The organism is Amycolatopsis speibonae (genome assembly GCF_042647925.1).
Classification (GTDB): domain Bacteria; phylum Actinomycetota; class Actinomycetes; order Mycobacteriales; family Pseudonocardiaceae; genus Amycolatopsis; species Amycolatopsis speibonae.
Map to the genome: position 1 here is coordinate 215,030 of NZ_JBHRWK010000009.1, position 12,115 is coordinate 227,144.

General features: G+C 67.8%; 13 protein-coding genes and 1 other RNA gene. 6 read left to right on the forward strand and 8 right to left on the reverse strand.

Annotation, left to right across the window (positions count from 1 at the left end; genetic code table 11):
* Positions 1 to 3 precede the first annotated feature (3 nt).
* Entirely contained in the window at positions 4 to 1,530 is a 1,527-nt protein-coding gene (gene hutH / locus ACFOSH_RS05220; protein WP_378237518.1) for a histidine ammonia-lyase, read from the reverse strand.
* 176 nt (positions 1,531 to 1,706) lie between these two features.
* On the opposite strand from hutH, the gene ACFOSH_RS05225 reads away from it, so the two are divergent.
* Positions 1,707 to 2,492 carry an IclR family transcriptional regulator gene (locus ACFOSH_RS05225; protein WP_378237519.1) on the forward strand — a complete coding sequence of 262 codons (786 nt, stop codon included), beginning with the start codon at positions 1,707 to 1,709 and terminating at the stop codon, positions 2,490 to 2,492.
* Here the strand turns inward: ACFOSH_RS05225 and ACFOSH_RS05230 are convergent.
* The 3 genes from ACFOSH_RS05230 to ssrA form a co-directional block, all read right to left on the reverse strand.
* Positions 2,480 to 2,695, reverse strand: a complete 216-nt coding sequence (locus ACFOSH_RS05230) for a hypothetical protein (RefSeq protein WP_093936178.1) — start codon at positions 2,693 to 2,695, stop codon at positions 2,480 to 2,482. The genes ACFOSH_RS05225 and ACFOSH_RS05230 overlap by 13 nt on opposite strands.
* A 605-nt stretch (positions 2,696 to 3,300) precedes the next feature.
* Positions 3,301 to 4,122 (reverse strand): MerR family transcriptional regulator, encoded by an 822-nt coding sequence (locus tag ACFOSH_RS05235; protein WP_378237520.1) that lies wholly within the window; start codon positions 4,120 to 4,122, stop codon positions 3,301 to 3,303.
* 116 nt (positions 4,123 to 4,238) lie between these two features.
* Positions 4,239 to 4,611: a transfer-messenger RNA gene (gene ssrA / locus ACFOSH_RS05240) on the reverse strand.
* Between the two features lie 156 nt (positions 4,612 to 4,767).
* On the opposite strand from ssrA, the gene ACFOSH_RS05245 reads away from it, so the two are divergent.
* From ACFOSH_RS05245 to ACFOSH_RS05265, 5 genes are all read left to right on the forward strand, one after another.
* Positions 4,768 to 5,463 (forward strand): sensor domain-containing protein, encoded by a 696-nt coding sequence (locus ACFOSH_RS05245; RefSeq protein WP_378237521.1) that lies wholly within the window; start codon positions 4,768 to 4,770, stop codon positions 5,461 to 5,463.
* On the forward strand, positions 5,460 to 6,599 hold the full coding sequence (locus ACFOSH_RS05250) for a sensor histidine kinase (protein ID WP_378237522.1): 1,140 nt from the start codon (positions 5,460 to 5,462) through the stop codon (positions 6,597 to 6,599). Before ACFOSH_RS05245 ends, ACFOSH_RS05250 begins: the two co-directional genes overlap by 4 nt.
* 52 nt (positions 6,600 to 6,651) lie before the next feature.
* Positions 6,652 to 7,293 carry a response regulator transcription factor gene (locus ACFOSH_RS05255; RefSeq protein ID WP_378237523.1) on the forward strand — a complete coding sequence of 214 codons (642 nt, stop codon included), beginning with the start codon at positions 6,652 to 6,654 and terminating at the stop codon, positions 7,291 to 7,293.
* Between the two features lie 81 nt (positions 7,294 to 7,374).
* Entirely contained in the window at positions 7,375 to 7,626 is a 252-nt protein-coding gene (locus tag ACFOSH_RS05260; protein WP_378237524.1) for a hypothetical protein, read from the forward strand.
* A gap of 93 nt (positions 7,627 to 7,719) precedes the next feature.
* The gene (locus ACFOSH_RS05265; protein ID WP_378237525.1) at positions 7,720 to 9,045 is read left to right on the forward strand and encodes an acyltransferase family protein; all 1,326 of its coding nucleotides are present in this window, start codon (positions 7,720 to 7,722) and stop codon (positions 9,043 to 9,045) included.
* Here ACFOSH_RS05265 and ACFOSH_RS05270 read toward each other — a convergent pair.
* The 4 genes from ACFOSH_RS05270 to ftsE are packed head-to-tail and all read right to left on the reverse strand — an operon-like array spanning position 9,035 to position 12,097.
* A complete protein-coding gene (locus ACFOSH_RS05270; protein WP_378237526.1) occupies positions 9,035 to 9,931 on the reverse strand; it encodes an amidohydrolase family protein in 897 nt (298 codons plus the stop codon). The two genes, ACFOSH_RS05265 and ACFOSH_RS05270, sit on opposite strands and share 11 nt — an antisense overlap.
* Entirely contained in the window at positions 9,928 to 10,410 is a 483-nt protein-coding gene (smpB, locus tag ACFOSH_RS05275) for an SsrA-binding protein SmpB (RefSeq protein ID WP_101612637.1), read from the reverse strand. The genes ACFOSH_RS05270 and smpB overlap by 4 nt, the downstream gene beginning before the upstream one ends.
* 52 nt (positions 10,411 to 10,462) lie before the next feature.
* Positions 10,463 to 11,356, reverse strand: coding sequence for a permease-like cell division protein FtsX (gene ftsX / locus ACFOSH_RS05280; RefSeq protein ID WP_378237527.1), 894 nt, complete (start codon positions 11,354 to 11,356; stop codon positions 10,463 to 10,465).
* A gap of 51 nt (positions 11,357 to 11,407) precedes the next feature.
* Positions 11,408 to 12,097, reverse strand: coding sequence for a cell division ATP-binding protein FtsE (ftsE, locus tag ACFOSH_RS05285; RefSeq protein ID WP_005168409.1), 690 nt, complete (start codon positions 12,095 to 12,097; stop codon positions 11,408 to 11,410).
* Between the last annotated feature and the right edge of the window lie 18 nt (positions 12,098 to 12,115).

The following is a 12,115-nucleotide window of genomic DNA, read 5'->3' on the forward strand; positions in this document are numbered from 1 at the left end:
GGCTCAGACCTCCAGTTGGGCCGCGGCGAGGACGGCACCCGACGCGACGAGTTCTTCGGCGGCGGCGATCTCCGGCGCCAGATGACGGTCGGGGCCGGGGCCCTCGACCTTGGTGCGGACGAGATCCCGGACCCGGCCGGTGACCGGCGACGGGACCAGGGGCGAGCGCATGTCGAGTGCCCGCGCGGCGGTGAGCAGTTCGATGGCGAGGACGGTGTTGAGCCCCTCGACGGCCTTGCGCAGCTTGCGCGCGGCGGACCAGCCCATGGAGACGTGGTCCTCCTGCATGGCGCTGCTCGGGATCGAGTCGACCGACGCCGGCACCGCGAGGCGCTTGAGCTCGCTGACCACGGCGGCCTGCGTGTACTGGGCGATCATGTGGCCGGAATCGACGCCGGGGTCGAACGCGAGGAACGGCGGCAGGCCGTGCGAGCGGGCCTTGTCGAGCATGCGGTCGGTGCGCCGCTCGGCGATGCTCGCGACGTCCGCGAGCGGGATGGCGAGGAAGTCGAGCACGTACGCGACCGGGGCGCCGTGGAAGTTGCCGTTGGACTCGACGCGGCCGTCGGACAGCACGACCGGGTTGTCGACGGCGGAATGGAGCTCACGCTCGGCGACGAGTTCCGCGTGCGTGAGGCTGTCCCGTGCGCCGCCGTGCACCTGGGGCGAGCAGCGGAGCGAGTAGGCGTCCTGGACCCGGTTGCAGTCCGGCCCGCGGTGGCTCTCGACGATCTTCGAATCCTGCAGCGCCGTCCACATGCGGTGGGCGCTTCGGGCCTGCCCGGGATGCGGGCGCAGGGCCTGGAGGTCGGCGGCGAAGGCACGATCGGTGCCGAGGAGCGCTTCGACGCTCATCGCGGCGGTGATGTCGGCGGTGTCGAAAAGCCTGCGCAGGTCGGCGGCGGCCAGCAGGAGCATGCCGAGCATGCCGTCGGTCCCGTTCGTGAGGGCGAGGCCCTCCTTCTCCGCGAGAACGACAGGCTCGATCCCAGCATGCTTCAGCGCTACGGCGGCCTGGACGACTTCGCCGTTGTACTCGACTTCGCCCTCCCCCATCAGCGCGAGCGCGACGGCGGCCAGCGGCGCGAGGTCGCCGGAGCAGCCGAGGGAGCCGTACTCGTGGACGAGCGGGGTGATTCCGGCGTTGAGCAGGGCCGCAAGCGCTTGCGCGGTCTGCGGGCGGACGCCGGTGTACCCGCTGGTGAGGGTGCGGAGACGCAGCAGCATCAGCGCACGCACGACCTCGGTCTCCACGACCGGACCCGCGCCCGCCGCGTGCGACCGGATCAGCGACCGCTGCAGGGCGGTGCGGCGCTCGAGCGGGATGTGCCTGGTGGCGAGCGCACCGAAGCCCGTCGAAACGCCGTACGTGGGCGTCTCGGCGTGGGCGAGGTTGTCGATGTGCTGACGCGTCGCGGCGAGGGTCTTCTCGGCCGCTTCGCTGACCGCGACGGGCGAGTGGTCACGGGCGACCGCGACGACCTGTTCGGGCCGAAGCGGTTCGGACCCCAGAAGTACGGTTTCCGGCATGGCCCCATTGGACAACGCCATGCCCGCTGGTGGGCGGCCCCAACCGGTGGTTGTGTCTGGTATCCAAGACCTAGCGGCGGGAGCAGGGGACCTTTGCTCTCGCTTCTCTCAACGTTGAGAGAAGCGAGAGCAAAGGTCCCCTGCTCCCCCTGGGGTCGGGCGAACAGGAGGTCTGCATGGGTGAGAGCAGCGAAGTACCGGCTCTGCGACGCGGCCTCGGCATCCTTCGCGCCCTCGCCGCCCGGCCGGGCCCGGTGTCGGCGGCCGCGATCGCGCGCGAACTCGGCCTCCCGCGTTCGACGACGTATCACCTGCTCGCCGAGCTGGAGGCCGCCGGTTTCGTGGCGCATCTGCCCGCCGAGCGCCGGTACGGCCTCGGGATCGCCGCGTTCGAGCTCGGCTCGGCCTATCTGCGGCACGATCCGCTGGAACGGCTCGCGGTCCCGCTGCTGCGCAAACTCGCCGACCGCGTCGGCCACACCGCGCATCTCGGCGTGCTGCACGGCAACGAGTCGCTCTACCTGGTCAAAGAGCGCCCCACGCGCCCGGAAACCCTGGTCACCGAGGTCGGTGTCCGGCTGCCGGGTCAGCTGACGGCATCAGGCAGGGCGATGCTGCGGCACCTGCCGTCGCCGCACGTGCGCGCGCTCTTCCCGGCGGCGTCGGCGTTCGTCTTGCGCACCGGCCGCGGCCCGCGCACCCTCGCCGAACTGCGCCGCACACTGAACGCGGAGGGAAGGCTCGGCTGGGCGGTCGAAGACGGCCATGTCACCGAAGGATTCGCCTCGGTGGCCTGCCCGGTCTTCGACCACGGCGGCCGGCCGATGGCCGCGATCAGCGTGACCCTCCGCCACCTCTGCCCGGGGGCCGAGGGCTGCGAGGAAACTTGGCCTGAACTGGCCGAAGAGGTCCGCCTGACCGCGGCCGAACTGACCACGAGGATCGGGGGTCAGGTGCGCTGAACGTGCTTCTTCTGGACTCCCTCGAGCCCGAGCATGGCCAGCAGTTCCGCACAGTCGATGGCGTCCGAGGCGTGCCCGGCGACGGTCCTTGCGGCTCTGCCGTTCTGCAGGGTGAGGCGAACTTCTTCCTCCGCACGCACACCGGCCATCCGGCTCTGGTCTTCAGCGGGGTCGGGACGACTGGAATGCCTAGCCCAGGTCATCTGCCACCTTCTTCCGGCCCTCCGTCGACTCGGGGTCGTTTCGATAGAGGGCCATGGTCGGACACTCAGCATGACATCCCACCCTGCGACAGTTCCCGGCGCGGGTGAATTGAGACGAAAATGATCTAGATTCTGCTACTCTCCGTGATTCAAGAAGGACTCGATTCAGGTAGTGAACGGCGCACTCGTGTCTGGCACCGAATGCTCCATCCCCACGACGATGCCGCAGGCGGCATCGGTCCTCCTCCGTGATCGCGGCGGCGATGTCCTCGTGGTCCGGCGATGATCGCGAGCATCAGAAATCCGCCGCGGCCAGCACATCGAGCGGCGATTTCGCGTCTCCCGGCGATCGAATCCCGATCAGGGCGTGGACGCCGTGCCGCGACGTTTCCGGCACCGGATCCGGATGGGCAGCGGCACACCCGCGAGCGGGAAGAACGCTTCGAAAACCTCGCGAGGGTCCTCCGACGAGCTGAAGAGGAGCTGCCGCAGCTCGGCGTCACGCGTTGACGACCCCGAAGTCCTACACACCGCCCGGGCCACGTCACGCCACGCAGCCACAGAGCAGCACACCGTGCACGAGAACGACCCGCTCGACGGAGACGTCAACGCACCCCAAGCCGGACCGCCAGCTCATAAACGGGCTCGGACGCCTCGACCGTGGTGGGATCGACCAGGAAGATCTGACGCGGCTTCCAATCGGTTTCCTCGTCGTGTTCGACGAGCCACCGGTGCAGCGATTCGAATCCGAGCGCGGTCATCATGTTCGCTTTGGGAATGCTGACGTAGATCTCGCGGCCCGCTTTTTCGTCGCTCCGGGTCATCTCGGGAAAACGGGCGCCGATGGCCTCGATCTCACCCGGATCCACCGGACAGCAGAACTCCACCACCGCGTCGCTGTCTTTGCTGACTTCCCCGTGATAGCGCAGAAACGGCCGCCCGGCGTTCCCCTCGGGCCGCGGGATCGAAGGGCCGCCGAACAAGCCGAAAAGCGGGGTCGCGAACTCGCCGATCCTGTCGGCGGTGAGGTGCTCGCTGAGACAGAGCAGGGCGCGAGCCGGGATTTCACGGACGGACACTTCGTACATGACGGTTTCCTTCCCCAACAAATGAGCGACGAGGAAAGCGGCTAGTTCGCTTTTGGCCTTCCACCCCCGTTCCTGCTCGCCCCGGAAGGCACCTATCTCGACGGCCGCCTCACCGGACGGCAGGTCGAGGACCGCCCTGATCCGGGAAAGCGGCATGTCGAGGCGGCGCAACTGCGCGATCCGGCGTGCTCGCCCGAGCTGTTCCGGCGAGTACCAGCGGTATCCCGTGCCGGGGTCGACCCGAACCGGCGACAGCAGGCTCAGCTCGTCATAGAGCCGCAAGGCCTTGGGCGACAGGCTGGCCAGCCGCGCGAACGCGCCGATGGTCACCAGGTCCATGATCACCTCCCTCGTCCCGGGCGATCGCCCGGTTCCACCACCCTGAGCCCGGCCCCAGGGTGAAGGTCAAGAAACGAGAAACGGCGAGTGCTCAGTACGAGCACTCGCCGTTCGACCAGTGGAGGTGCCGGGAATTGAACCCGGGTCCTCTGGCGTATCACCAGGACTTCTCCGTGCGCAGTCCGCTATGTCTCTACTTGGCCCCTTCAGTCACGCGAACAAGCTGAAGTGACGAGCCCAGCCACTGTTTGATTCCCAACCACACTCCGTAGCCGAGTGTGACGGTAAGCCTCCTAGCTGATGCCGGTGACCGGGTCGGAGGCGACCCCGGACCGACAGAGTTGCTCTACTGCTTAGGCAGCAAGGGCGAACTCGCGCTGGCTCTTAGGCTCGGCGCTTATTGGTTTGCGATGACGCTTACGGTGGTCTCTCGCCTGCACCGGCACGCTTCTCCTGATTCAACGTCCAAAGTCGAAACCGTTCACCCCCTTGGTGGGACACAACCTCCACAGCATAACGCGTTCGGCAACCGGGTTAATCCCGCAGGTGGGGCTAGCCCCACCTGCGGGATGCCCGCGGGCACCATGTCGCCGCCCCCTCCCGAGGACGATGCTTGTCCCATCGACCTCGGAGAGGAGCACGACCATGAGTTCGCTAGCGGCCGAGCGGGAGCTGAGCAGGTCCGATCCGTCGTTCGGCGGCTCGCTGGTCTACCTGCTGATGAACCTGCCGATGGGCGTGTGCGCGTTCGCGCTCATGATGGCGTTCATCTGGGCGGGGATCGGCACGGCGATCGTCTGGATCGGGCTGCCGATCCTCGCGCTGGTGATCCTGTCGGTCCGCGGGGCGGCCAGGATGGAGCGCGCCAGGGTGTACGCGCTGCTCGACCGCTACATCGACCTGCCGTACCTCCCGTTGCCCGTCGGCGGCCAGTCCGTGCGCTGGAAGGCACGGCTGCGGGACGGCTCCACCTGGCGCGACCTCAGCTACTTCTTGGTGCTCTTCCCGCTCGGAATCGTCGAGTTCGTCCTGGTCACGGTGTTCTGGTCGACCAGTCTCGGCCTCGCCGGCCTGCCGATCTACTACCGCTTCCTGCCGAATGGCGAGTACCGCTTCCCGACCTGGGAAAACGCGTGGTTCACCGTCGACTCGACGGTCTCGGCGCTGCCTTGGGCGGCTCTCGGCGTGTTGTGCGTCGCGCTCTCGGTAGCGTTGACGAAGGCGCTGGCGGGGCTGCATGCCCGGCTGGCGACGGCGTTGCTCGGGCCGACCCATGCCCAGCGCCGCCGTCTGGAGGATTCATGGGGCGAGGTTCCGACGATGAGCACGGTGCGCGGATGACGATCGACCAGCAGGTACAGCAAGTGCAGATTCCGCGGCCGCGGCCGTTGCGGACCATCGTCTACATGTTCGTCAGCTTCTTGTTCCGGCTGCTCCAGTTCGTTTTGATCATCGTGGGCCTGTCGGTCGGTATCGCGACGGCGGTGGTGTGGATCGGCTTCCCGATCCTCATGGCCACGACCAACTTCATCCGCTGGTCCGCCGACCGCGAGCGGGGCTGGGCACGGAAGATGCTCGAAACTCCGCTGGAGCCTGTCGAACGTCTCTCCCTCGAAGGGCTCTCGCTGGTCAAGCGCTGGCTGACCCGGCTGACCGACCCGACGACCTGGCGCGACCTCGCCTACCTGATGCTGGCGTTCCCGCTGGCCTGCGTGGAGCTCCCGATCGCGATCGCGTCGATCGTGCTGCTGCCGATGGCGATCTGGGTGACCCCGTGGGTCGGCTGGCTGCACGGCAACCTGGCGTTCTCGCTGCTCGGCCCGAACCGCACCCAGAAGCTGGAGCAGAAGGCCGAGCGGCTGCAGGCGTCGCGGGCTCGCGGTGTCGACGCCGCCGAAGCCGAACGCCGCCGCATCGAACGCGACCTGCACGACGGCGCCCAACAGCGCCTGGTCGCCGTCGCGATGAGCCTGGGCCGCGCGAAGTCGAAGTTCGACCAGGACCCCGACGCCGTGCGCGAACTGATCGACGAAGCGCACCTCGACGCCAAGCTCGCGGTGTCGGAACTGCGCGATCTCGCCCGCGGCATCTACCCGGCCGTGCTCGGCGACCGCGGCCTCGACGCGGCACTGTCCGCTCAGGCCGCGAAGTCGCCGATCCACGTCGACGTCGAGGTGGACGTCGAACCGCGACCGCCCGCCGCGGTCGAAACGACGGCGTACTTCATCGTCGGCGAGACGCTGACGAACATCGCGAAGCATTCGGGCGCGACCGAAGCGGGCGTGAAGGTGTGGCGCACCGACGCGATGGTGATCGTCGAGATCACCGACAACGGGCACGGCGGCGCCGAAGTCCGGCCAGGTGGCGGCCTCGCCGGGCTCGCCGACCGGGCGGCCACGATCGACGGCGTGATCACCGTCGTCAGCCCGCCCGGCGGCCCGACGGTGATTCGCGCGGACCTGCCGTGCCAATGGTGACCCGTTCGTGAGTGAATAGGCCCTGCCGTTCACTCACGAACCTGGGGGCAGGATGCGGGTCGTCATCGCCGAAGACGCTGTGCTGTTGCGCGCGGGGGTGATCCGACTGCTCGCCGACGAGAACATCGAGACCGTCGCCGCCGTGGACAACGGCGACGACCTGCTCGGCGCGGTCAAGGAGCACCGGCCCGATCTCGCGATCGTCGACGTGCGGATGCCTCCCACCTTCACCGACGAAGGCCTGCGCGCGGCGCTGGGCGCCCGCGAGGCCGTTCCCGGCCTTCCCGTTCTCGTGCTTTCCCAGTACGTCGAAGAGAGCTACGCCGTCGAGCTGCTGTCCGGCGGCGCGGGCGGAGTCGGTTACCTGCTCAAGGAACGCGTCGCCGACGTCAGCGACTTCCTCGACGCGGTCAAACGGGTCGCCGGCGGCGGCACGGCCATCGATCCGGACGTCATCGCGCAGCTGATGGCCCGTGGCCGCAAGAACCCTCTCGACGCGCTCACCGCCCGCGAGTCCGAGGTGCTGGGGCTGATGGCGCAGGGCTTGTCGAACACCGCGATCGCGAACTCTCTCGTCGTCTCGCACGGCGCGGTCGAGAAGCACATCGGCAACATCTTCTCGAAGCTCGGCCTCGAAGCGAGTTCCGTGGAACACCGCCGGGTCCGCGCGGTCCTCACTTACTTAGGACGCTGAAGTAGCTCTTGGTGGCAAAGCCGTCACTCACCTAACATGGGCAGACTGTTGGTGAGTGACGAGCCGAACCGAGGAGGCCTCATGACCGACCGGACCTCCCACAGCGTCCGCTTCTTCGGTGGGCCCCTCGACGGACGCGTCCAGGAACTCGGTGATACCGAGCCGGTCGCAGGAACCGTCCTCAAGCACGTCCATCTCCACGACGGGCCGAAGATCGAAACCCGGTACGAACTCGGCCTCGCCGAGGACGACTGCTGGGAGTTCCGGCTGTGCCAGGCCCAGGTTCCGGAGCCGGCGCCGCGGCCGGAGCCCGAACCCGACGGTGTGGGGTAGGGAAAACTCCACCTTCGGCGGGCGAAAACCGGAAGACCGATACGGCGGCCCGCACTGCTGTTTCCGAGCATGGAAAGCACCAGGCTTCTTTCCATGCACACGAGCCAGAAACAGGGCCGGGACAGGTTCCTGGACATCGTCCGAGCGGTCGCGATCCTCGCGGTCGTCGTCCAGCACTGGGGCATGCCCGTGCTCTCCTACGCCGACGGCCACCTCGCCACGGGGAACGCCCTCGCGACGCCCGGCTGGTGGGTCGTCACCTGGCTCAGTCAAGTAATGCCCCTCGTCTTCTTCGCGGGCGGCGCGGCGAACCTGATCTCCTTGGGCCGCGCGGAAAGTTCCCGTTCCTGGCTCGCGGCCCGCCTCAAGCGGCTGATGATCCCGGTGCTGCCGCTGGTGGCCGTCTGGCTGTTCGTCCCGGACATCCTGCGCGGGATGGGCATCCCGGAGCAGCCGCTGCAGGTCGGCGGCGCGATCGCCGCCCAGCTGCTGTGGTTCCTGGCCGTGTACGTGCTCACCGTGCTGCTCACCCCGATGCTGGCCGCCGCGCATCGCCGCTGGGGCCTCAAAGTCCCGCTCGTGATGCTCGCCGCCGCCGTCCTCGTCGACGTCGCCCGCTTCAACGACCTCGGCCTGATCGGTTTCGCGAACGCGATCTTCGTCTGGATGGCCGTGCACCAGCTCGGTTTCCACTACACGCAAGGCCGTCTCGGCTCGATGGGCCGCAACGCCGCGCTGGGCATGGCGGGCGCCGGTTTCGGCATCACCGCGCTGATGGTCGTCTTCGGCCCGTACCCGGCCAGCATGATCGGCATGCCGGGTGCCCCGGTGTCGAACATGAGCCCGCCCACCGTGCTGCTGGCCTTCCTCGCGATCGGCCAGATCGGGCTCCTGCTGGCCTTCAAACCGCAGCTGAACGCCCTGGCCGCCCGTCCGAACCTCGACGCCGCCCTGAAGTGGATCGGCCCGCGGTTCATGAGCGTCTACCTGTGGCACATGCCGGCGCTGATCGTCGTCTCCGGTGTCACGGTCTATGGCCTGGGTTACGAGACCCCCGAACCGGGTTCCGTGCTGTGGCTGACGATGGTTCCGGTCTGGCTCGGCGCCTGCGGGCTCGTGCTCCTCGGTCTCCTGCGGCTCTTCGCCCGCTTCGAAACGCAAGCCTCCGGCCCGGCCTCGACCGCGCAGACGCCTCAGCTCGTCCTGGCCGGACTGGCGATCGCCGGTGGCCTGCTCGGACTGGCCGCGCACGGTTTCGCGCCGCTGAGCGACGGTCTCACGCAGGGTCCCGTGCCGTGGGTGGCGCTGGCGACCGGCGGATTCCTCCTGGCGGGCAAGCAGATCCCGGTCTCGGAGCTGGGGACGCGGCTGCTCGGCCGCGCGCTCTCGGTCACCGAGACGGCGCAGCTCAAACGCTGAGCAGCTTCGCGGGGGTGTCGTGCAGCACCGCCCGCAGGAAGGGCTCACCCAGGCGATCGTCGGCCGCCCAGCCGGCGATCGCCTGCAGCTGTGTGGCGTAGGAGTACGGGATGTTGGGGAAGTCGGTGCCGAGCACCACGCGATCGGGGAACTCCGCCAGCAGATCCGCCCAGTCCGGCGGGAGCGGGTTGCCGCGCTGGGTGAACTCGACCCCGACCATCGTGGTGTCGAGGTACACCCGCGGATACTTCCGGGCCAGCTCGAACGCGAAGTCGATCTCCGGCATACCCGCGTGCGCGAGCACCAGCGTCAGGCCGGGATGCCGGACCAGGATCTCTTCGAACAGTCGTAGCCCGGTGTAGGCGCCCTTCAACGGACCGTGTCCACAGTGGACGACCACCGGGACGCCCGCGTCCGCCAGCGCGCCCCAGACGCCGTCCAGCAGCGCGTCACGCGGGTCGTAGGCGCCGACCTGGACGTGCGCCTTGAAACAGCGGGCACCCGCCCGCAGCGCTCCGTCCACAACGGACAGTGCGGAGGGTTCGGGGTAGAACGTTCCCGTCGGGACGGCGTCCGGCACACGTTCGGCGAACTCCAGCGCCCAGGAGGTCAGCCATTCGGCCATCCCCGGTTTGTGCGGATAGACCAGCGGAGCGAACTTGCGCACGCCTAACGAGCGCAGGGTTTCGATCCGCTCTTCCTCCGACGTGCGGTAGTGCACCGGCCAGGCCATGCCGTAGTGCTCCTCGGCCTGGTCGAAATAGGCCCACACCTTGTCCATGACCGGCTTCGGCAGAAAGTGCAGATGAAGGTCCACGAGCCCGTCGATACCCAGCGCCGAGATCCACTCGGGGATCTCGGCGTCCGAAGCAGGTCCGTGGATCAATCGTTGTACCGGCCTTTCAGCGCCCGGCCCAGGGCCCGGCTGATGGTGCGGTCCGCGTCGCGTTTGGAGATGTCCTGACGTTTGTCGTAGGACTTCTTGCCCTTGGCGAGCGCGATCTCGACCTTGACCTTGCCGTCCTTGAAGTACATCGACAGCGGGACCAGGGAAAGCCCGCTCTCCTTGGTCTTGCCGATGAGCCGCTCGATCTCCTGGCGGTGCAGCAGCAGCTTCCGGGTGCGGCGCGGCGTGTGGTTCGTCCACGTGCCCTGCACGTACTCCGGGATGTGCACGTTGCGCAGCCAGACCTCGCCGTCGTCCACCGTGGCGAACGCGTCGGCCAGTGATGCCCGTCCTTCACGCAGGCTCTTCACCTCGGTACCGACGAGCACGAGACCGGCTTCGTAGGTGTCGAGGATGGAGTAATCGTGGCGAGCCTTGCGGTTCGACACGATCACCTTGTGTCCACGTTCCTTGGGCATAGCGGCGACTCTACGTGATTTCCTGTGTTCGAGCAGGTGGTTATCGGGGCGGCTAGTGGCGCACGTACAGGCGCAGCGTCACGTAGCCGGTGATCGCCGAAATGACGACCGAGACGGCGAGCAGGATCGGTGCCACCGGGAACAGCAGTTCGAGCATGCCGACCGCGGGGAACACGTCACCGGTGAGCACCAAGTCGAGCAACAGCACCTTGGTGAGCACGAGGAAGACGATCCCGATGATCGCACCGACAAGGCCGGCGACCACCGCCTCCAGGAGGAACGGCAGCTGCGTGTACCACCGGGTCGCGCCGACCAGGCGCATGATGCCGACCTCGGTGCGCCGGGTGAACGCCGACACCTGGATCGTGTTGGCGATCAGCATCAGCGCGGCGATGGCCATGATCAGCGCGGCCCCGAACGCCAGGTTCCGCACACCGTTGAGCGCGTTGAACACGCGGTCCAGTGCCTTCTGCTGATCGTCGACCTTGCTGACGCCGGGTTTGCCGGTGTACTCCTGGATGATCGCCTGGCTGCGCTCGGGGTTCTTCAGCTTGACGTGGAGCGACGCGGGCAGCGCCTCCGGCCCGGTCAGTGCGAGCAGTTCCGGCTGGCTCTCGAACATCTTCTTGAACCGCTCGTAGGACTGCTCGCGGTTCTCGAACACGACCGACTCGACGCCGTCGTTGCCCTGCAGGTCCTGGCGCAGCGACTGGCAGGCGGACTGCGAGCAGTTCGGGTCACCCGAGCTGATGTCGTTGACCAGATAGACCGAAACCTCGACGTCGGCGAGGAAGTTGGCCTTCATCTTGTCGATCGTGCCGACGGCCAGCAGACCGAAGCCGAGCATGGCGAGGGAGACCGCGGTGGTGAGGATCATCGCGATGGTCATCGTGACGTTCCGGCGCAAGCCGGTGACTACCTCGCTGAAGACGAAACTGGCGCGCATCGGGGTTGATGTCCCTTGGAAGTCGTGGGTAACGGAGGAGGGCGGGGCCGGTCAGCGGCCGATGCCGTAGACGCCTCGGGCGTCGTCACGGATGACCTTGCCGAGCTGAAGCTCGACGACCCTTCGCCGCATCGAGTCCACGATCGAATGGTCGTGGGTGGCCATCAGCACCGTCGTGCCGGTGCGGTTGATCCGCTCCAGCAGCAACATGATGTCCTGGCTGGTGTCGGGGTCCAGGTTCCCGGTCGGTTCGTCGGCGAGCAGCACGAGCGGGCGGTTCACGAACGCTCGGGCGATCGCGACACGCTGCTGCTCACCACCGGAGAGTTCGTTGGGGAGACGGTCGGCCTTGCCGTCGAGGCCGACGAGTTCGAGCACCTCGGGCACGACCTTGCGGATCGTGGGGCGCGGCTTGCCGATGACTTCGAGCGCGAAGGCGACGTTCTCGGCGACGGTCTTGTTCGACAGCAGGCGGAAGTCCTGGAAGACGCAGCCGATGGTCTGCCGCAGGCGCGGCACCCGGCGACGGGCGAGCTTGGCGACGTCGAAGTTGGAGACCATGACGCGACCCTTGCTCGGCACCTCTTCGCGCAGCAGGAGACGCAGGAAGGTCGACTTCCCGGACCCCGAGGGACCGATCAGGAAGACGAACTCACCTTTGTCGATCTCGACCGACACCCTTTCGAGGGCGGGACGGGTCGAGGTCTTGTAGACCTTGGAAACCTCTTCGAGCCGGATCACGGTTCGGCATACTACCCA